16 protein-coding genes are annotated in these 19,824 nt (G+C 56.5%); 4 read left to right on the forward strand and 12 right to left on the reverse strand.

Features of this window, described 5'->3' with window-relative positions; genetic code table 11:
- Positions 1–3 precede the first annotated feature (3 nt).
- From AB7E06_RS08530 to AB7E06_RS08540, 3 genes are read left to right on the forward strand one after another with little or no spacing between them, the layout of a single operon-like run.
- Positions 4–1,482 carry a glycosyltransferase gene (locus AB7E06_RS08530; protein ID WP_427956301.1) on the forward strand — a complete coding sequence of 493 codons (1,479 nt, stop codon included), beginning with the start codon at positions 4–6 and terminating at the stop codon, positions 1,480–1,482.
- Positions 1,469–2,242, forward strand: coding sequence for an SDR family NAD(P)-dependent oxidoreductase (locus AB7E06_RS08535; protein ID WP_108728417.1), 774 nt, complete (start codon positions 1,469–1,471; stop codon positions 2,240–2,242). The genes AB7E06_RS08530 and AB7E06_RS08535 overlap by 14 nt, the downstream gene beginning before the upstream one ends.
- Complete coding sequence (locus AB7E06_RS08540) at positions 2,232–3,779, forward strand: LTA synthase family protein (RefSeq protein WP_427956306.1); 1,548 nt, start codon at positions 2,232–2,234, stop codon at positions 3,777–3,779. Before AB7E06_RS08535 ends, AB7E06_RS08540 begins: the two co-directional genes overlap by 11 nt.
- 40 nt (positions 3,780–3,819) lie before the next feature.
- Here AB7E06_RS08540 and AB7E06_RS08545 read toward each other — a convergent pair whose 3' ends face one another.
- From AB7E06_RS08545 to selD, 12 genes are all read right to left on the reverse strand, one after another.
- Positions 3,820–4,200: a PIN domain-containing protein gene (locus tag AB7E06_RS08545; protein WP_157664317.1), complete on the reverse strand. Its 381-nt coding sequence runs from the start codon at positions 4,198–4,200 to the stop codon at positions 3,820–3,822.
- Positions 4,201–4,205: 5 nt separating this feature from the next.
- A complete protein-coding gene (locus AB7E06_RS08550) occupies positions 4,206–4,517 on the reverse strand; it encodes an antitoxin (RefSeq protein ID WP_094197957.1) in 312 nt (103 codons plus the stop codon).
- Positions 4,518–4,635: 118 nt separating this feature from the next.
- Complete coding sequence (gene pgi / locus AB7E06_RS08555; protein WP_427956311.1) at positions 4,636–6,207, reverse strand: glucose-6-phosphate isomerase; 1,572 nt, start codon at positions 6,205–6,207, stop codon at positions 4,636–4,638.
- 89 nt (positions 6,208–6,296) lie between these two features.
- Positions 6,297–7,304: an FAD:protein FMN transferase gene (locus AB7E06_RS08560; RefSeq protein ID WP_427956313.1), complete on the reverse strand. Its 1,008-nt coding sequence runs from the start codon at positions 7,302–7,304 to the stop codon at positions 6,297–6,299.
- A gap of 32 nt (positions 7,305–7,336) precedes the next feature.
- Positions 7,337–7,852, reverse strand: a complete 516-nt coding sequence (locus AB7E06_RS08565) for a nitrous oxide reductase accessory protein NosL (protein WP_230019369.1) — start codon at positions 7,850–7,852, stop codon at positions 7,337–7,339.
- Positions 7,849–8,679 carry an ABC transporter permease gene (locus AB7E06_RS08570; protein ID WP_108728422.1) on the reverse strand — a complete coding sequence of 277 codons (831 nt, stop codon included), beginning with the start codon at positions 8,677–8,679 and terminating at the stop codon, positions 7,849–7,851. Before AB7E06_RS08570 ends, AB7E06_RS08565 begins: the two co-directional genes overlap by 4 nt.
- 3 nt (positions 8,680–8,682) lie before the next feature.
- A complete protein-coding gene (locus tag AB7E06_RS08575; protein ID WP_427956319.1) occupies positions 8,683–9,594 on the reverse strand; it encodes an ABC transporter ATP-binding protein in 912 nt (303 codons plus the stop codon).
- Positions 9,578–10,921, reverse strand: a complete 1,344-nt coding sequence (locus AB7E06_RS08580) for a nitrous oxide reductase family maturation protein NosD (protein WP_238988606.1) — start codon at positions 10,919–10,921, stop codon at positions 9,578–9,580. Before AB7E06_RS08580 ends, AB7E06_RS08575 begins: the two co-directional genes overlap by 17 nt.
- A 7-nt stretch (positions 10,922–10,928) precedes the next feature.
- The gene (gene nosZ, locus AB7E06_RS08585; RefSeq protein WP_230019367.1) at positions 10,929–12,833 is read right to left on the reverse strand and encodes a TAT-dependent nitrous-oxide reductase; all 1,905 of its coding nucleotides are present in this window, start codon (positions 12,831–12,833) and stop codon (positions 10,929–10,931) included.
- Between the two features lie 62 nt (positions 12,834–12,895).
- On the reverse strand, positions 12,896–15,151 hold the full coding sequence (locus tag AB7E06_RS08590; protein ID WP_094197950.1) for a NosR/NirI family protein: 2,256 nt from the start codon (positions 15,149–15,151) through the stop codon (positions 12,896–12,898).
- Between the two features lie 171 nt (positions 15,152–15,322).
- Positions 15,323–16,417, reverse strand: a complete 1,095-nt coding sequence (gene mnmH, locus AB7E06_RS08595) for a tRNA 2-selenouridine(34) synthase MnmH (protein WP_427956324.1) — start codon at positions 16,415–16,417, stop codon at positions 15,323–15,325.
- The gene (gene selD / locus AB7E06_RS08600; protein WP_094197948.1) at positions 16,417–17,451 is read right to left on the reverse strand and encodes a selenide, water dikinase SelD; all 1,035 of its coding nucleotides are present in this window, start codon (positions 17,449–17,451) and stop codon (positions 16,417–16,419) included. The genes mnmH and selD overlap by 1 nt, the downstream gene beginning before the upstream one ends.
- A 240-nt stretch (positions 17,452–17,691) precedes the next feature.
- On the opposite strand from selD, the gene AB7E06_RS08605 reads away from it, so the two are divergent.
- Positions 17,692–19,812: a TonB-dependent siderophore receptor gene (locus AB7E06_RS08605; RefSeq protein WP_108728426.1), complete on the forward strand. Its 2,121-nt coding sequence runs from the start codon at positions 17,692–17,694 to the stop codon at positions 19,810–19,812.
- Positions 19,813–19,824 lie beyond the last annotated feature (12 nt).

Raw genomic sequence — 19,824 nt, forward strand, 5'->3', positions numbered from 1 at the left:
TCCATGATTGTGAGCATTTTTGCGTACCTGATTCAGGCGCTGTTCTTGCTGGTTGTCGGGGCCTTTGCCCTGTACGTAGTCTTGGAGCTACGGGTACTGTTGATCTCGCGCCGGGTGGAACGACGCAAGCTAAGTGAGCTGGTGCAAACGTCTGCGTCCGTGCAGCAAGACTGGTACCCCAAGGTCAGTGTTCTACTACCGATTTATAACGAGGCTGCCGTTGTCGAGCGTCTGATCGATGCGGCTTGTCGTCTGGATTACCCGGTATCTGCGCTGGAAATTCTGGTGCTGGACGACTCAACAGATAAGACGGCGCTGTTGGCCCAAAACAAGGTGAATCAACTGGCCAGTCAGGGTGTGCCGATTCGCCGCATTCAGCGTGCTGATCGTACGGGCTATAAGGCCGGGAATCTGGTGCATGGCATTCAGCATTCCCAGGGCGAGTTTTTTGCGATCTTCGATGCAGATTTTTTGCCGCCCGCTGATTTTTTGCAAAGAACCATTCCGCCTTTCAAGGACGAGAAGCTGGGTTTTTTGCAGACAGGTATTGGTTATGAAAACCGCGACCATTCTTTTCTGACCCGCTTTCAGGCCATGGAAATGGGTCACCAGCAATATGTGACGGTGGGGCTGAGTGAAGACGGGGATATGGCCTCTTTAAGTGGCAGCTCCTGTGTCTGGCGGCGCGCTTGCGTGGAGGCACTGGGCGGCTGGAATGCCTCCACCATTACCGAGGACGTGGACCTGGGTTATCGGGCCCAGTTTGGGGATTGGAAGTACGCCTACCTGCGCGATGTGGTGTCCATGTCCACCTTGCCCGAGAACATCAGCGCCTTCCGTGTGCAGCGGGAGCGTTGGGGGCGAGGGCTGATACACAGCGCCTTCAAGCACCTGGGCCAGATGTGGCAGCAGGATATGCCCTTGATGAAGCGCATGCATGCCTTCTCCATGATGTTTTCATCGGTCATGCTGGCGTCTATTTACGCCTTGATTTTGTTGAGCCTGCCGCTGAATTATTTGCTGGATTTCGACCATGTGGTCTTGCTGTGGGGGGCGCCGCTGTTCTTCTTGCTGGTTGCTGTCTGGGCCTTGAATAATGCCTTTGGGGCTCGCAAGGGGGCGCGTTTTGAGGATAGGCCGGGTGTATTGGGCACTCTGTGGCATACCTACTTGTATGTCGCCATGTTCCCGCCCATGGCTTGGTATTATTTTGTCGGTGGCGTCCGAGCCGCCTTCAAGGTCTACGGGGAATTTAACCGCACGCCCAAAGGCGAGGGCGAGAAGGCAGCAAGACAGCCCCGCATCAATCTGTATTTGCTGATTGGTGAAGTGTTCACCTTCCTGTATTCCGCATTGGCTCTGTATGTGGCCATACGTATGGGCAACTACTTGTTGGTTCCCTTGAATGCGACGGTGTGTGTCGGTTTTGGCATGGTTTTGTACTGGTCCTTTCAAGAAAGGAGAGCGCGTGGGCGTAGCTGAACCCGCAGGGCAGGAGCGAATTCTGATTACCGGAGCTACCAGTGCTATTGGTGGCGAGCTGGCGCTTCACTATGCCAAGCCCGGTACAGAGCTGACTTTGCATGGTCGCAATGCTGCGATTCTGGAGCCTTTGGCCGAGCGCTGCCGGCTAGCGGGCGCGCAGGTAAAGACGTATCAGTTGGATTTGCGTGATCTGGATGCCTTGCATGCCTGCTTGTCGCAATGTGCTGCGTTTGATCTTGTCATCGTGAATGCGGGCATGAATATTCATGTTGGCCCCAATGGCGAGCCGGAGGCCTGGGAAGATACCGAGCTGCTGCTGGATATCAATGTGAAGGCTTCGCTGCGAGTGGTGCAATCGGTGCTGCCTGCCATGCGGGCGAGAGGGCGCGGACAGATCGCCTTGATGAGTTCCTTGGCGGCCTATTTTGGTTTGCCAACGACACCGTCCTATAGCGCCAGCAAGGCGGCTGTCAAAGCCTATGGCGAAGGCCTGCGTGGCTGGTTGGCGCCGGAGGGGATCAAGGTCAATGTGGTGATGCCAGGCTACGTTAGCTCGCCCATGTGCGATGCCATGCCGGGCCCTAAACCGTTCTTGTGGACTCCGAACAAAGCGGCTCGTCGTATTGCCCGTGGTCTCAAAGCCAATAAAGCGCGCATCAGCTTTCCGTTTCCATTGAATCTTGGTTGCTGGTTTCTGGCCGTGCTGCCCGCCCGGGTGTCCGTCTTTATTCTGAGCAAGATCGGTTATGACGCTTGAGCCGGGATTCTGGACTGCAATCCTGGCTGCGTTGTCGGGGCTGGCTCTGACAGTGGGGCTGGAGCGCTTTTTGCAAACGGCAGCCCGCTGGCGTCGTCCTGCAGCGGCCTGGGCTTTGCATATGGGGCTGTATGGCCTGGCGTATGTCGTACTGGTTTTTGTGCTGGGGCGGCCTATCTTTGCCACGGCCTTGCTGTGCGCGTTTTTCCTGCTGCTGGTTGTGGTCAGCAATGCCAAGTTCAAGGCATTGCGTGAAGCCTTTGTGTTTCAGGATTACGAATATTTTACGGATGCGATCCGTCACCCTCGGCTTTATATTCCTTTTCTGGGATGGGGCAAATTCTTTTTGGCGGCAGCGGGTTTTATTGCTGCCCTGACGATTGGTTTATGGCTGGAAGCCGTGCCCGCCTTGCGGGCGGCCTGGACCGGGCAATGGGGCGCCTTGGCGTTGCTTGCTGCGCTTAGTCTGGGTTTGTTGCTGTGGGGCAATAGGGCGCGTTTGATGGTGCAGATTGCACCGGAGCAGGATGTGCAGGCCCTGGGGCTGTTAGCTAGCTTCTGGCGTTATTGGCAGCAAGGCCGAGAACGTCCAAGCTTGTCTTCCCCTTTTGAAAATGCAGTTCCGAAGACCACGTCTGTTCTGACAACTGCGGATTCCTTGGCCGATCTGCCTCATCTAGTTTCCGTGCAAAGCGAGTCTTTCTTTGATGCCAGGCGGATTTCTGACAGGATTCGGCCAGAGATTCTGGCGGAGTTTGACCGCTTCAAAGCCGAAGCGGTTGCCAGCGGATACTTGCAGGTCCCGGCTTGGGGTGCGAACACCGTGCGCTCGGAGTTTTCCTTCTTAAGCGGTATTGAAAACAGTGCTTTGGGTGTGCACCGCTTCAATCCGTATCGTGCGGTATGTGCAGGATGGTCTGTGGCGACCTTGGCTTCCTGGTTGAAGCAGCAGGGTTACCGCACGATTTGTATTCACCCTTATCCCGCCAGCTTTTATCAGCGCAACCGTGTATTTCCGCTGTTTGGGTTTGACGAGTTTCTGGACATCAAGGCCTTTGCTGATGTGGGGCGTACCGGTCCTTATATCGGCGATCTGGCGGTTGCGGATAAAGTCGCCAGTGTGCTGGAGCAGGCCACAGGGCCGGTATTCATTCATGTGATTACGATGGAGAATCACGGGCCTTTGCACTTGGAAAAAGTTGCAGCGGGGGATATCGAGGCCTTGTATCAGCAAGCCCCCCCGCCAGGCTGCGAGGATCTGACGATTTACTTGCGTCACATCCGCAATGCCGATGCCATGCTGACACGTTTGCGCGGAGCCTTGAGCTCTTCGGACAGGCCTGCCAGCCTGTGCTGGTATGGCGACCATGTACCCATCATGCCCTCGGTCTACGCAGCGCTGGGGACGCCGTGTGGGGATGTGGATTACTTTATTTGGAGCTCGACGGGCAATCAGACAAAAACGCCGCATCGGGATGCGGCGATTCATGATCTGGCGCGGGAGTGGATGTGTTTTAGTGGATTGATGGGTAAGTAGACATTTTCTCCGATTGCGGCACTGGTATCTATTATGAGTTTTAGTACCAATCGACAGCCTTGTCTGCCAGGGCGTTATGCATTCCCGCATCGCTGGATACCAAGATGGCTCCTATTGAATGGGCATGGGCTGCAATCAGCATGTCCATATACGAAAGTGAGCGACCTTTGGCTTCTATTCCTACACGGAAAGCTGGATAGACATCAGAAACGGAGTCATCCCAATCCAGCACAGTCATCGTGCTTAGCAGGGCTTCTGTTGTTGCTTGCAAGGTAGGTCTAGACTTTTTGGCAAACCCATACATTAGTTCAGCAAGCACAATATTAGAGACAAAAATATTGCTGGGACTGTGTCCCAGCATGGTTTCTCTTACTTTGCCCCTGTTCATGGCAGCATTCGAAACTGCATTGGTATCTAGCATGTAGATCATTCTTCCCACCCTGCGAAGTGATCTTTTTCGGGAGCCAGCTCTTTGTCTCTGTCCAGGTCTTCCAAGAAGCCTTCGAATTCAGCAGGGTCAGTATTAGCGGCAACATTAAGGAAGTGATCCCAGCCTCTTGGTTTTGAGGACAGAATGACATCGCCAGACTCTTGATCTCGTCGTATGAAGACTCTTTTCCCCTCGAAGCGAAAACCTTCTGGTAAACGCACAGCCTGACTATTTCCGCTCATGAATACGCTTGTTGTCTTGCTGGTAGGGTGAGCTTTCTTGGCGGGTAATTTTATGTTTGTACGCATAGTTACCTCCATGGGTTTGGTATATACGAATAGTATACACGTGGAGGCTGATGAGAAAATAGTGCCCTAGGTCTTTGATAGATAATGAGGTTGGGCAGGGGCAGCTAAGTGGACAGCCTTAGTTCTTGAAAGCCTCTATCCAATGCCGAGTAGACGCATCATGCTCAGCAGACATTTCTTTCTCTCCCGACAGCTCCTGCAAAATCCCGTTCGCCAATACTTTCCCGTACTCCACACCCCATTGGTCGAACGGGTTGATCCCCCAGATCAAGGCCTGCACAAAAATCTTGTGTTCATACAAGGCCAGCAGGGCGCCTAACGAGAAGGGGTTCAGGCGGGGCAATACGATCAGCGTGTTGGGGCGTCCGCCCGAGTGCACGCGGTGGTGGGCCAGCTCGGCAGCTTGCTCACCCAGGCCTTGCTTTTCGCATTCGGCCAGGGCTTGCTCGTAGGTTTTGCCGCGCATAAGAGCTTCGCGTTGGGCCAGGCAGTTGGCCAGCAGCAGGTTATGGTGCTCGGCCTGATTGTGATCCGCCTGCTGGCACACAATAAAGTCCACTGGGGCGCCATCGCTGCCTTGGTGCAGCCATTGGTAGAAGGTGTGTTGTGCGTCTGTCCCAGCCAGTCCCCAGACGGCTGCGCCTGTGGCTAAGCCAACGGGTTCGCCGCTGGTGGTGACGGATTTGCCCAGGGACTCCATATCCAGTTGTTGAATGTAGGGCACCAGATTGCCCAGTCGGAAGTCGTAGGGCGAGATATTCAATGAGCCATAGCCCAGTACACTGCGGTTGACCACACCGGCCAATGCCATTTGTACGGGCACGTTGGTGGCGATGGGAGCTTCCTGAAAGTGCTGGTCCATGGCGGCAGCGCCCGATAGCATGCCAGCGACAACATCACTGCTGACGGCCAGGGCGGTGGTCAGACTGACGGCAGACCATAGTGAAAAACGTCCACCGACCCAATCCCAGAACTGGAATATCTGTTTTTGTGGGACGCCCCAGCTGGAGGCGGTGTCAGGACGGGCCGTGACAGCAACGATTTGCTCGTAAGGGTTGGCAACGCCCGCGGCTTGCAGCCATTCCAGGGCGCGCTGGCCGTTCTTGAGGGTTTCGGTGGTGGTGAAGGATTTGGAGGCGATCACGATCAAGGTGTCGTGAGGGTCCATCCCTGATAAGGCATGTTCCAGCGCGTGGCCGTCGATATTGGCCAGGAAACGCACGTTGCGCCAGCTGTGGCGATAGCCAAAGGCTGCCAGGGACAGGCGCACGCCCCAGTCACTGCCACCAATACCGATATGAATGATGTTGCGCCAGCGGCGCTCGGAGTCGGCTACGCGTACGAATTCGTTCATGCGCTCGCGTTCTTTGGCGACTTCCGCCGTGGGGGCGGGCGCACGCAGGGCGCTGTGCCAGGCAGCGCGATGCTCGGTACGGTTGACGATACCGCCGCTCAGCAGTTGTTGGCGTGCCGTGTCGAAATGGCGGGCCGCCAAGAGGGCTGCCCCGGCTTCCTGTAATTCCGGCGAGTGCCGCTGCCCGCTCAAGTCCACTTGCAAACCTGCTGCCTTCAGGCAATGCAGTTCCAGCGCGTAATGGTCGGACCGGCGTGCTGCCTCGCAAAAACCGGCCCATTCTGGCAGACCGGGTAAAGGGGCAGCACAGGGAAGGTTTGGAGAGTTCACGGACATGGAGATTTAGCCTGCAGTAGACGAAACCGCCATTGTACGAGGCTTTATCGGGCTTGAGCGTCTGCCGGTAAGCGGGTTTGTCTTGGTGTTTACGAGTGCAGGGCGACCAGTTGATTCCCATCGTAGGGCAGTACCCATGCCCGTAAACCGGGGTCGCTTGCCAGAACCCGCGTAATCTCTTGTGGCGACATCCAGGAGAAGGCCGTGGACAGGGCGTCGGCAATGGTGGCATTTCCCGCTACGACAGAGACACTGCGATACAAAGGTCGGGCCTGACCATTGGCAGGGTTGAGCAGATGAGTAACAGTGCCATCGCGGCTAAGTGCCGTGCCTGATCCAGACGAGGTGCTGACCGCCTGATTGTGCACATCCAGTCGCAACAAGCTGACAGGCTCTGTTTGATCGCCTGCCAGGCCGACGCGCCAGGGACGATTACCCGGAGCCATACCCAGGCCACGTATCTCGCCCATATCAACCAGGGCGTGTTCCAGGCCTGCCTGTTTCAACTGCTCGGTGATGCGATCGGTAATGTAGCCTTGGGCAATCCCGTTCAGCGTCAAGGCCATGCCAGGACGTTGTAGCTCAATAGTGTCGTCTTGAATGTGAATGGCTTGGTGGTCAACCTGCTGCAGCGTTTGCTTGATCTGGGCAGCGTCGGGAATGGAAGCCGTGTCGCTGCGTTGAGCCGCTTGGCTATACAGATCCCAAAGCACCTGCACGGTCGGGTCAAAGGCCCCATCCGTGAGTTCACTAATGCGCTTTGACTCCAGCAGCAGTCGTGTCAGATCACCGGGAGCGTGCTTCAGATAGCCGTCGCGGTTCAAGCGGCGCAAGGCGCTGTCCTTTTGATACAGGCTGAAGATTCGCTCCAGACGTTGGACTTCGGACAGGGCCTGGTCTATCAGCAACTGTGCAAACGCGGGGTCGGGGTGATGGATATGCAGTTGTGCGTCCGCACCCAAAGCCACACCTTGCCAGGAACTGAGCGGGGTAGTGGCCGCTTGCATCGCTTTGGCGGCCCATGGCACACCAGTCAGGGCGCTGGTCGCGGCCACAATGCCGATAAAACGACGACGGGAAACAGGAGTAGAAGTCATGGCAAGTACCTGGGATCAGGAAGATAAGTGTTTCAGGGCAGTGCGACCGCACCAAAGATGTAGTTCTCCGGCATGTCGGCAAAGCGAACCAGTTGGCCGCCATGTTGTTGCTGGAAGTCTTTGGCGGCCTGCTCCTGGCTAAAGGGCAGGGCATCGATAGTGCCCATGCCGCCGGTATAGCGGCTGTAGATCAGATACCAGGCCTCTTGTGCCGGTATCCAGGCTTGTTCGGGAAACAGGCCGTCCTGATCGCGCTGGGCCATGTCCTGGACATAGGTGGCGGCGATGGCTTTGGATTCTTCGGGCAATAAGGTGTAGGCGAAAACCTCGCGTATGGTGGTGAACCAGAGTGGCGCTTCGCGTTCGCGCAGAAGAATCTGCCCTTTGGGGCCTTGATGTTCGAACAAGTACATGCCGCAGTAGTGGCCCACGGCGGTTTGGGGAATCTGAACGACGGGTGGCGGTGGGGCTTGTATGGGCTCGGGCTGACCGCAGGCAGCCAGTATCAGGCCCAGACACAGCAAGAGTAGGGTGTGCAGTTTTTTCATAATGCTTTTTTGTTGAAGGCCAGGCTGGCCAGACTAAAAGGCACGGCGATCCACAGCAGCAGAACGCTCATCAAGACGCTGGCAGGTAGGCGAGCCTGTTCGCTTAAACCGGCCATGCCGGCAAACATGGCAACATTTTCGTAGCCGGTCAGATTCAGCAAGCGGTACACGTCCGTAGGGTTGAACAGCAGGATGATGTTCAGCCAGGAGGCGGTGATCATGGCACCTTGGTCAGCGACCAGAATACCCAGTAGCGCCATGTCATAAATCACTACAAAAAACAGCCAGATACCGATGGCCAACCCGGCCGCAGTGGCACGCTCTCTGACCAAGGTGCTGATGAAATACCCCAAGGACAAGAAGCTGGCACCAAGCAGAATGCTGGCGCCCATCATGGCCAGAAAGGGCGTCCAGACGCTGAAGTCCAGGCCGCCATGCGCCACCTGCAACGTGACCCCTGCCAGACCGTAGCCCACGACGGTAGACAGGCTCAGGATCAGGACATGGCCCAGAAATTTACCGACCAGAACCTGCCAGCGATGGACGGGGTAGCTCAGCAACAAGGACATGGTGCCGCGTTCGATTTCGCCCACAATGGCGTCGTAGGACAGCAGCATGGCAATCAGCGGGATCAGGAAAATGGACAGGCTGGACAGGCTGACCACGGTAACCGTAAGCGGGTCTACCTTGACGCTGCCCGTGGGGGCACTGCCCAGAAAGCCCAGAGACAAAGCCAGTGCCGCCAACAAGAGGGTGACCGCTAGCACCCAACGATTGCGCAGTCCGTCGCGCACTTCCTTTTGGATGATGATCAGGACAGGGTTCATGGCTTAGTAATCCTCGCGCTTTAAAAAGTGCGCATACAGCTCGTCCAGACCGGGGGACTCCAGCTCCAGGTCGGTCAATCCTGCAATGGCATGGGCCTGGCGCAGGATCTGGATTTTTTCGGCTTCGGTGCAGTGACGTTCCAGGCGATGGGAACCGATGACATCCCAGTGTTGCGGAACAGGATCGTGGATTTGTTCCACAGTTAGGCGAATACGTACCGGCAAGCCCGCGTGTTGGCGCAGTTCGGACAAGGTGCCATCGGCAATCTTGCTCCCCTGCTGCATCACGATGATGCGGTCTGCCAGACGCTCCATTTCGGCTAGGGCGTGAGTGCTGAGCAGGATGGTGGCACCGGCATCGCGCAGTTCTTGCACGATTTCGTAGAACAGCAGGCGGGAGGCTGGGTCCAGGCCTGTTGTAGGTTCGTCCAGTAAGAGCACACGGGGTTTGCCCAGCAAGGTCTGGGCCAGTGCCAGTCGTTGGCGCATGCCTTTGGAATAGGTGCCCACGCGCTTGTGAGCAGCCTGGGCAATGCCGACACGGGCCAGTAAAGCCTGGTTGTCACGGGTAGGTAGCCCTTTCAGGCGGGCGTAAAACGCCAGGGTTTCGGTGCCGGTCAAGGCAGGGTGCAGGGCGACGGTTTCGGGCAAGTAGCCGATATGGGTTCGCAGCCGGGCAGCTTGGGACGAGCTGGCGTCGTGGTTCAGCAAAGTGACCTTGCCTTCATCGGCGCGGATCAGACCCAAAATCAACTTGATGACGGTACTTTTGCCCGCACCATTGTGGCCAGCCAGCACGGTGCATTGGCCGGGATAAAGCTCGAAGTTCACCGCGTTGGCGGCGCGCTGCTGGCCGTACAGCTTGCTGACATTGGCCAGCGCGACCGGAGCGGGACCGTTATTGGATGGAGTCATGATTGGCCTTGTAACGCTCCCAGACGGGATTGTCGGGTGCACGCATCAGTGGTGCGCTATCGATGATGCCGCCGGGCAAAATGGCGGGAAATTGGGTTTGCGCCCAGCGCACAATAGAGACGGCAGGGCTGTTCAAAAGCACGCGGGCCGAAGGAGCTCGCCAGACCAGTTGTTCAACAAGGCCATTGGGGCGATAAGCGGTGTCACCGATGCCGTCACCGTTCAGGTCAAAGGCGCTGTGATCGCTCCAGTAATTGCCCCGGTCCTTGCTGGACCATTCCAGGTAGCGGGTGCCGACATACTTCACCTGGTTCTGATTCTGGATGAAGGCGTTTTCCGTGATTTCATTGCCTTCGGAACCGGCGGTGTAGTGCACCCCGATCTGGGTGTTCTGAACCAGGTTGCCGGAGATTTTGTTGAAGTTGGCGTTGTAGAGAAAAACGCCTTTTTCGGCCCCGTCCACGATATTGTCGGTAATGGTCGATTGTTGGGCGGCGTTGAGCATCAAGCCCTGATGCGTGCTATTGATGCTGATGTTTTCACGTACCGTCAGAAACTGCGAAAACATCAGGGCATAAGCAATGTCATTGCCGATGGAGACATTGCTGCTGACTTCGCTGTTATTGGTGTACATGTAGTGCACCGCATAGCGCAGTTGGGTAAAGCGGTTATGGCTAAAGACATTGTCGCGGCTGGCATTGGAAAAAATCCCGTCGCGACCCCAGGAGATATCGTTGTGCAAAATGCGTGAGCCGGGGGAGTTCCAGACCGTCACGCCATTGCCGCGCTCGTTCAAACGCAGCTCTTTATTGCCCACGATGGTGTTGTGTTGCACCAGTGCGTTATGGGGCCCCCAAACGTAAACCCCCACCAGATTGTCGAGAATGTCGTTGTGTTCGATCAGGGCGTTATGGGCGGGTTTATCCAGGAAGATGCCCGCATCCATGTCGGGCAGACTCAAGCCGGAATTACGCACGGTAATCTGACGTATCTGCACATCTTCCGCCTGCACCCACACCGTGCGGCCTTCACGTTCGCCCATCAACACGGCTTGCCGGTTGCTGGGGCCTTGAAGCGTTAAAGGTTTGTTCACGATGATATTGCCCTGATACGTGCCGGGGGCCAACACCAGGATGTCGCCGGGCTGGGCAGCATCGATGGCGGTTTGCAGCGCGGTATCGGCAGGCACTTCAATGGTGGCCGCTTGAACGGCAGCCAGGGCACTGGCCGCCAGGGCCAGGACCGTCAACCGCTTGAAGGCCAGCTTGCGCCCAGAGGCTGGGCACAAGCACCGTGTACGGGTGGGGAGCAGGTGAAAAGACGTCATGTCACCGTCAGGCTTTGGGTTTCACATTCATCTGACCGGACATTTCCATGTGCAAGGCGTGGCAGAACCACTGGCAGTAGTACCAATGCACACCGGGGCGGGAGGCCGTGAAGGTGACCGAGCTGGTTTGCTGCGGTCCAATTTCCATGGCTACGCCGTAGCCGGACAAGGTGAAGCCGTGGGTCAAGTCCTCGATCATTTCCATATTGGTGACGACAACGGTGACTTCATCGCCCTGATTGACCTCGAAGCTGGGCACGGAGAACACGGGCGCTACGGCGGTCATGTAGACCCGTACCTTGTTGCCATCACGGATGACTTTGGAGGCACCTTCCAGGGTGACACCATCTTTCTCGGCCATTTTCCGCGCTCCGTCCCACCAAGGGTCGTCGCGGGTCCAGACGCGCTTGGGTCGTACCTTCTCGGCGGCAACCAGCAGCATGTCGTGCGGTTCGGCAAAGCTTGGGCCGTCGTGAACCAGCTTCATCTCGTCGCCCGAAATATCGATCAGTTGATCGTTTTCTGGTTTGAGTGGACCTACGTTCAGGAAGCGGTCTTTGGAGAACTTGTTCAGTGACACCAGCCACTTGCCATCGGCCTCTTTGGTCTCGCCCATGGTGGTGTGGTTGTGACCGGGTTGGTAGTGCACGTCCAGCTTCTGGATGATGGGATCGACGTCCTTGCCCTGGTAGGCTTCAATCGCCTTGGCAATGTTCCACTTTACGATCTGGCTGTCGATGAATAAGGTGGTGTAGGCATTGCCACGGCCATCATAGGCGGTGTGCAACGGGCCCAGGCCCAGTTGAGGTTCTGCCACGACGCAGTCGCGTGCCGTGATCTTGTCGGCAAACAGGTCGTCCAGGCGGCGCACATCAATCATGGTGACAGTGGGCGAGAGTTTGCCGTTAAAGACCACATGGATGCCGTCGGGGCTGGCATTGCAACCGTGCGGGGAGTTGGGCACGGGGATATAGCGGGTGTAGCGTGAGCCTTTGCGGCCATCCAGCACTTTGACGCCCTGGATCTCCTTGAAATCGCCTTTCTTGACGCCGTCTTCAATGGCCTTGAGGTTGAACACCACGGCCCAGTCTTGCTCGTTGGCACTCATCTCGCCGACATCCACTCCTTTTTCGGAGTTGTAGCAGGTGGAGAAGGCGTACTTGCCTTGATAGTCGGCGTCGCAGTTGTCCAGGTTGCCGTCTACGATCACCTGCCAGGCGATTTCCATGGTGTCGCCATCAATGGCGGTAAAGACAGAAAAGTAGTTTTCCTTGGGGTTGCCAAAGATCGTGCCGTTATTGGGCAGAGGGACGATGTGCTCGCCATTGCAGAATACATAGCCGGTGCGGGGGTAGCGTTGGGGACGCAGGCCGTGTACACCGTCGGCATTGGGAATTTCAATAATTTTGTCGCACTTCATGACATCGCAGCGCACGCGAGCCACGCGGTTATTGGCCTTGTCATTGATGAAGATGAAGCGCCCGTCGTAGGTCCCGTCGGTAAAGGACATATGGGGATGGTGAGCATCGCCGTTAGGCAGAATGCCGCCCAAGGTATCGGCAAACGCCAGGGTTTCAGGCGTCAGGTTGGCGCGCATGATCTGGCGGCTTTCGTTGGTAATCCCCCAGCCGGTGGCGCTACAAATATTGAAGATCGGGATGCGCATCAGCTCGCGCATGGAGGGCAGACCCATGATGCGGATCTCGCCAGACTGACCGCCGGAGTTAAAGGCGTAGTACTGGTCCAGCTCGCCTGGCTCGATGTGAGCATTTTGCCCGTTCGGCGCTTTTTTGGTATCGGCCAAGGCATTGCCAATGTGGGTGGCGCTGACCACAGCAGCGCCGGATAAGGCGGCGGTGCCCAGAAAGGCGCGGCGGCTCAAACCTTGTTTATCCTGCTTGTTCTCGGACATGGTGTGATTTTCCTTGTGTGTGATGACGTGACCGACTTGGCGCTGGGACGCGCCCAGACGTCTCACGGCGTGGCGGGGGTGGAATCAGTACTGTCTACGCTGCGTGGACGCACGGTAGGGCGGGCAGCAGCATCGTCTTGCAGCGAGCTGGCAACGGCGACGGGAGCCGGTTTATCTCGCTTGCGTTTGGCGATCTTTTGAATCAGGTGCGGGCATTTTTTCTCGTGGTGATACAGCATCTGGCAGTTCAGACATTGGATGCATTCATTGGGATTGATCGGGCCTTCGGGTTCGATGGCTTGTACGGGGCAGTCGGTCGCGCAACGCTGGCAGGGATTGCCACACATGGGGTAGCGCCGCAGCCAGTCAAAAATGCGCAGGCGGGCGGGGATGGCCAAGGCTGCACCTAGCGCACAGAGGTAGCGGCAGTAAAAGCGTTCGATAAACAGGCTGGCAATCAGCAGCAGTACGGCAAAGATCGTGAAGGGCCAGTCGCGGATGAATTTCAGGATGATGGCGGTCTTGAAGGGTTCGACTTCGGCCATCTTTTCGGCTACGGCCATGTCGTACAGGGCAACGCCAAACAGCACAATGAAGATTACGTACTTGATGGAAACCAAGCGTTTATGGGCGCTGTAAGCCACCTTGATCTGGGGAATGCGCAGGAAGCGGGCCAGCTTGTTGGCCAGTTCTTGTAGCGCCCCAAAGGGACAGAGCCAGCCACAGAAAGCGCCCCGATTCCAGAAAATCAGAGAGATGGCGGTGGCAATCCATAGGATGAAGACCAGTGGATCCATCAGGAAGTATTCCCAGCGGAAATCGGTGCGTAGGGCGTGGGAGAACGTCAGTACGTTCACTACCGATAGCTGGGCCGAGGCGTACCAGCCAATCCATACCAGGGAGAACAGCAGAAAACCGATGCGAAAGCGCTGGTAGAACACTTCGTGTTTGGTCAGCGTGTCCTGGAAGAAAAAGACGCCACCCAGGGTCAGCAAGGACAGTAGCAGCACGGCAATCTGTACTTTCTTGCCGGCCCAGATTTGCTTGTACAAAGGCTGGTTGGCGGTTTCCAGCTCATCGTGCTCTGCGGCTTCCGGGGCAACTGCAGCGGGAGGGGGTGCCGTCAAATAGGCATCAGGAAGCTGGTAGTTCAGGCTCAGCGTGACAAAGGCTTTGTCTTTGACGCTCAGGACGCGCTGTACCAGCAGTTGCAGTCGCCAGGGCAGGACAGGATCAAAGGTGGCGGTAGCCGGGATCTTGAACAGGGCGGCTTCTTTGAAATCCGGCGCGTTGGCTGCTTTTACGCCGGGCAGGCGTTGGTGGTCCAGGTCAGTGAAGTGAAAGCTGTCCAGATCCTGGATGATTTCGATGCGATCAAAAATCCCGCCGCGCACATAGCCCGATCCCTTGAAGGAATACAGCCCATTGCCCAACACCAGCATCGCTTGCTGGCCGGGTTTTAGCTCTTGCTGCAGATAGTTGTAGTCGGCCTCGCCCAAAAGACTTTGCCCGATGCTAGGCACGCTGACCAAGGCGGCGTACAGATCAATAAAGGTGTCTTGCGGATCGCCTTCCTGCGGATGGGCGGCAGCTTCTGTACGGCCATTATCAATAAAAGCCTGGTTGATGTCGGCCACGCTGACGTGCAGGCGTTGGATGGCACCGTTTTGGAGCAGCTCGTCCCAGCTGGAAATCGTGTGATTGCTGGTATCGATGCTGCGTTTGATTGCCACGGGTGCTGTGGCGGGGGCGGCAGGCTGGCCTATGCCCTCTTGCCGGGCCACCAATTGGGAGGAGCGCATGATGCTGTCGCCCACCACCATCAAGGTCACCGTGGCACCGCTGATGATATCGACGGGTGGCGGTGCGCCGGGCTTGGGACGGTTCTTGATGTAGTTCTGACCGATATAGCCTTGAATAAAGGCTTCGACCCGGGATTCCGGGATACCGATCAACACAATGGGTTCATGGTGTTCCAGCAGCTTGGCGGCGACGATGCTGCCATCCATGCTCATGGCGACCAGAGTGTCGATGGGGAAGCTGGAGTAACCGCGCGTGTTGACGATATCGGTCGTTACATACACATACCCTAGCTGTTCTTGATCCTTGAACACCTTGGCAACAGGCAGCGTGCCTGCGGGCTCGCTGGTGTGGGTGGCAGTGGGAAAGATCTCGTTGAGGGCAATGTCCGGCAGGAAGTGGGCAATGCGCGAACTGGAGTGTGCGGAAGTGCTGCTTAGACAGGCTGCCAGCAGGAAAAGCAGGAGCCAGATAGTACGCAACTGGACATGCCGGGCCAAGCGATTGAGGGACGTCATTTCTTACCACCTGCAACAAGATTCTTGCGAGATGGTAGGGGTTACCCTTTGTTTGCTCTTTGTGTCAGAGCAAGGACAGATTCTGACAAGAGTGGGTGCGGGCCAGTGTCAGTCTGTCGCTGATCTGCGATAAATGATGGCAAGCCTGGTGGGCTGGGCCTAAGGTGTGATTTAGCCGTGGCGACGCAAATAATTCAGGACTGCGTCGGCATCACCTTGAAAAATGACCCGATCGGCTTTTTGTTCACGTTGGTAGCTGTACATGGGGTCGTAGTATTGCGTCAGCAAGTCTCCAATCCACTCCCGGTGGCCGTCCAGCGCACCACTGCGTTCCTGTTCTTGTAAGGCGGCATCCATGATGGCTGCCAACTGCTGGTAGCGTTGATGACCCAATCGCTTGGTGATGCGGGACAGGCTTTGTCGCAGTTGCTCGGCAAACAGGGCAAAGCCGGTTTGCGGGTTGGACTGCTGTGTGAATTCCGCGTGCAGATTCTGGACGTAGTCGCGCACAATGCGGGTAATGCGGTTTTCCAGACTGTCTTCCAGCCAGATAAGGGGCCACTGCTGCATCCCTCGGTACAGGTTCAGCGGCAGGCTGCAGCGACCTATGGTCTGGCTTTCATCTTCCAGCACAAAGCCTTGATGCCCTTGCGCTGTTTTCTTGAGCATGGCAATGGACAGGTGGTGTTCAAAGTCGATCTGACTGGGTTGAGCAGTGGCATGTTTACCAAAGCTGGAGCCGCGATGGTGGGCGTAGCCTTCCAAGTCCAGGCTGTGATCAAGCTGCTGCAACACATCGGTTTTGCCGGTGCCTGTCATGCCCCCCAGAATCTGAAAGCGGGCGCTGCTGACAGTCTGCTCCAGATTGTTCAGCAAAAAGCCGCGCATGGCCTTGTAGCCACCTACGACACGGGGGTATCGAATGCCTGCTTCTTCGCGTAGCCAAGTTTGTGTGATCTGGCTGCGTAGACCTCCCCGAAAACAATACAAGTAGCCGTCGGGATGGGCTTGCGTGAACTGCGCCCAGGCTTGCAGGCGTTCTTCCTTGATCTGGCCGCTGACCAGCTTGTTGCCCAGTGCAATAGCCGCTTCCTGACCATGTTGCTTGTAGCAGATACCTACTTGATGACGTTCTTCATCGTTCATTAGTGGCAGGTTCAATGCGCCTGGAAAGGCCCCTTTACTGAACTCGATGGGAGCGCGAGCGTCCATCAAAGGCGCATTATTCAGGAACAGCTCGCGGTAGTGGTGGGTATCAGGGCGCATCAAGCGATTTCGACGGCGTGGGTTTTGGCAGGGATGAACTCCCCGATGGCTTGCAGTTGCAGGCCTAGTTCGGCAGCCGTGGCTATAAATTCGGCGGTGGCAGAAGGTTCTACCGCGACCAGCAAGCCGCCGCTGGTTTGCGGGTCGCACAGGATATTGATTTGTTCCTGGCTAATGGGGGCGATGCGGTGGCCGTAGCTGTCAAAGTTACGTTGTGTGCCGCCGGGGACGCAGCCTTGCTCCAGGTAGTATTCGATGCCGGGCAGCAGGGGCACACGGTCCAGGTTCAAACGGGCCGTCAGGCCACTGCCGTCTGCCATTTCGATCAGGTGGCCCAGCAGACCAAAGCCGGTTACATCCGTCATGGCTTTGACGCCAGACAGTTGTGCAAAGCGGCTGCCAGGTTTGTTCAGCGTACACATCCAGTCGCGCGCCAGGTTTTGATCTTCGGGACGCAGTTTGGCCTTTTTCTCGGCGGTGGTCAGCACGCCAATGCCCAACGGCTTGGTCAAATAGAGCTGGCACCCTTCGGTGGCCGTGTCGTTACGCTTTAACTGGCCTTTATTGACCACGCCGGTTACAGCCAGACCAAAAATAGGCTCGGGTGCGTCAATGGAGTGGCCACCGGCCAGGGTGATGCCAGCGGCATCGCAAGCAGCACGACCGCCACGCACCACTTCACGGGCAACTTCGGGAGACAGCACATTGATGGGCCAGCCCAGAATGGCAATCGCCATAATGGGCTTGCCGCCCATAGCGTAAATGTCGCTGATGGCGTTGGTCGCGGCAATGCGGCCAAAGTCATAGGGATCGTCCACGATGGGCATGAAAAAGTCGGTGGTCGAGACAACGCCCGTTTCCTCATTCAAACCGTAGACAGCCGCGTCATCACGCGAGGTATTGCCTACCCACAGATTCGGGTCTACGTTTTGGGCACCACTGCCGGCCAGGATAATGTCCAGTACCTTGGGAGAGATCTTGCAGCCGCAACCGGCTCCATGACTGTATTGGGTCAGACGAATAGGAGTATCCATAGTGCTCGGGGGGGAGGTTGTGATCGGAACTTGTCATGGTAAATCGATAAATGCACTTAAGCGAGGTCTGGACGTCATGGACCGACCGACGGGTTTGTTTCCTGAGAGTGGTTGTGTCTTGAGAACGAGGTGGCTTCGTGTCTGAGTACCTTCCTGTTTTTTACGAATGTGCGTGTTTAAAAGTAATTTGTTCGCATTACAATAATGAGAATAATTCGTATTTAATTAATAGGGGAAGTCATGAAAGTAGTGGTTTGGGCTGGCGGGTACTCTATGGTTTTGGGGCTTTTGATGAGCGCGGCGCAGGCTCAGGAAACGCCTCAAGAGGTGTCCACCCTGTCATCCATCAAAGTGCGGGCTCAAAATGAGAAGTCAGAGGGGACAGGCAGCTATCAGCAGCAGGCCGTTCCTCAGATTCTGAAGCTGCCAATGACACTACAGGAGCTGCCTCAGTCTGCAACGGTTATTACGCGACAACGTATCGAAGACCAGGGTTTGGATACCTTGGGGCAGGTCATGGAGCAAAGTCCCGGTGTCAGTCGCCAGCAATATGGTGATGACGGCGCAGGCTACACCTCGTTTCAGGCGCGTGGCTTCAACATCACGAATTACGTGATTGATGGGGTGCCTACGACGGCTGCCGCCTTGCAAGGTTATGGCGGGGTCAGTGTCATGGACACTGCCATTTATGACAATGTCGTCATTGTGCGTGGTGCGACCGGCCTGCTCAGTGGGGCCGGAGAGCCGTCGGCATCCATCATGATGCAGCGCAAACGGCCAACAGCGGAGTTTCAAGGACAGGTTTCAGCAGGGGTGGGGACCTGGGACCGGTATCGGGGCATGGCGGATCTTTCAGGTCCGCTCAACGAGAGTGGTTCTGTGCGGGGACGCCTGGTTGCAGCCTATGATCAGTCTCGTTCCTGGAAGGAAGGCTACAAGGGTAAACGGGATGTTTTCTATGGTGTGATCGAAGCGGATCTGGGGGCGCGAACGGTAGCCAGATTAGGCATTGAGCACATGGATAATCGTTACGATGGATCCAGCATGCACGCATTCAGTGTCTCGGATACGGCCGGAAATCTGGTGCAGTGGGATCGCAGCGATTCTGCGACGGCAGCATGGGCGTACAGCAAACAGCGCCGAACGATGGCGTTTGCTCAACTTGAACACGAATTCAACGACGACTGGTCCATTCAAATGGCGATGGGGCGTTCTTGGCTGAATAACGAGCAGTTGTATGGTGTGGCTGCTCCGGCACCGACCCCGCAGGGACGCGGTTCCATGACGGCGGGTTTCAACGAAAAAACACCGACTCAAGATACGGCCGACATAACCATTACAGGGCGGTTTCAGGCGTGGGGACAAGGGCATGACGTTATGCTGGGCGCCAATTACTACGAGCTTTCCCGGCATGACACGGCTTATGCGCGTCAGCGTATCCCTATTGCGCAGATCAAAGACTTTGACCGTAACGTGCCGCGCCCGGACTTGAAAATTACCGGACCGGATAATCAGCGTGCGCGACAGTGGGGGGCTTATGCCGCAACGCGCCTGCGCTTGACGGACAAATTGGCCTTGATTGCGGGTGGACGAGTCACCAACTGGAAGGACCACTCCAATGCGAGATTACGCAAAGAGAATGGTGTGTTTACTCCGTATGCCGGTCTGGTCTACGACTGGAATGAGCAGTGGGCCAGCTATGCCAGCTATACGAAAATCTTCAATCCTCAGTCCAGCCAGGACAGAGACGGTAATTATCTGGATCCTGAACAAGGTACTAACTACGAGGTAGGGGTTAAGTATTTGTTCCCTGGGGAGGCGGCGTCCGCATCGTTGGCGGTGTTTCAGACTCGCAAGGACAATCTGGCTGTCGTCGATGGCAAAGAACTGACGCCTAGCGGTGCCCAGGCGTACACCGCTGCCAGCAATACGCGTTCTGAGGGGATTGAGTTCGAGATCAATGGCGAGCTTGCCCCTGGCTGGCAAATGGGCGCCGGCTATACCCATTACCGCTTCCGTGGTGCTGATGGCGAGAAGATCAAGACGGATATCCCGGCTGATCAGGTCAAGTTGTTTACGACTTATCGCTTGCCCGGTGCGTGGCATAAGTTGACGGTAGGAGGCTCTGTGCAATGGCAAAGCAAGATCTTTGATAATCAACTGACCGGCGTAGCCCGTGAAACCAACACACAGAAAGCCTATGCGGTGGTGGATCTGATGGCGCGATATGCCATTACGCCTCGGGCGGATCTGACCGTCAATTTCAATAATATTTTCGACAAAACCTATCGCCTGGCGTACAGCAGTCATACCTACGGCGCCCCGCGTAATGTGATGGCGTCCTTGCGCTATCAGTTTTGAGCTGACTTGTCC

This window comes from Alcaligenes sp., from assembly GCF_050255915.1.
Taxonomy (GTDB): Bacteria; Pseudomonadota; Gammaproteobacteria; order Burkholderiales; family Burkholderiaceae_B; genus Alcaligenes; species Alcaligenes aquatilis.

What these genes read in the sequence shown, in the direction of transcription:
- AB7E06_RS08530 (WP_427956301.1), top strand. Translation starts at nt 4, where the DNA reads ATGATTGTGAGCATTTTTGCGTACCTGATTCAGGCGCTGTTCTTGCTG.
- AB7E06_RS08540 (WP_427956306.1), top strand. Translation starts at nt 2,232, where the DNA reads ATGACGCTTGAGCCGGGATTCTGGACTGCAATCCTGGCTGCGTTGTCG.
- AB7E06_RS08545 (WP_157664317.1), bottom strand. Translation starts at nt 4,200, where the DNA reads ATGCTAGATACCAATGCAGTTTCGAATGCTGCCATGAACAGGGGCAAA.
- AB7E06_RS08550 (WP_094197957.1), bottom strand. Translation starts at nt 4,517, where the DNA reads ATGCGTACAAACATAAAATTACCCGCCAAGAAAGCTCACCCTACCAGC.
- pgi (WP_427956311.1), bottom strand. Translation starts at nt 6,207, where the DNA reads ATGTCCGTGAACTCTCCAAACCTTCCCTGTGCTGCCCCTTTACCCGGT.
- AB7E06_RS08560 (WP_427956313.1), bottom strand. Translation starts at nt 7,304, where the DNA reads ATGACTTCTACTCCTGTTTCCCGTCGTCGTTTTATCGGCATTGTGGCC.
- AB7E06_RS08565 (WP_230019369.1), bottom strand. Translation starts at nt 7,852, where the DNA reads ATGAAAAAACTGCACACCCTACTCTTGCTGTGTCTGGGCCTGATACTG.
- AB7E06_RS08570 (WP_108728422.1), bottom strand. Translation starts at nt 8,679, where the DNA reads ATGAACCCTGTCCTGATCATCATCCAAAAGGAAGTGCGCGACGGACTG.
- AB7E06_RS08575 (WP_427956319.1), bottom strand. Translation starts at nt 9,594, where the DNA reads ATGACTCCATCCAATAACGGTCCCGCTCCGGTCGCGCTGGCCAATGTC.
- AB7E06_RS08580 (WP_238988606.1), bottom strand. Translation starts at nt 10,921, where the DNA reads ATGACGTCTTTTCACCTGCTCCCCACCCGTACACGGTGCTTGTGCCCA.
- nosZ (WP_230019367.1), bottom strand. Translation starts at nt 12,833, where the DNA reads ATGTCCGAGAACAAGCAGGATAAACAAGGTTTGAGCCGCCGCGCCTTT.
- AB7E06_RS08590 (WP_094197950.1), bottom strand. Translation starts at nt 15,151, where the DNA reads ATGACGTCCCTCAATCGCTTGGCCCGGCATGTCCAGTTGCGTACTATC.
- mnmH (WP_427956324.1), bottom strand. Translation starts at nt 16,417, where the DNA reads ATGCGCCCTGATACCCACCACTACCGCGAGCTGTTCCTGAATAATGCG.
- selD (WP_094197948.1), bottom strand. Translation starts at nt 17,451, where the DNA reads ATGGATACTCCTATTCGTCTGACCCAATACAGTCATGGAGCCGGTTGC.
- AB7E06_RS08605 (WP_108728426.1), top strand. Translation starts at nt 17,692, where the DNA reads ATGAAAGTAGTGGTTTGGGCTGGCGGGTACTCTATGGTTTTGGGGCTT.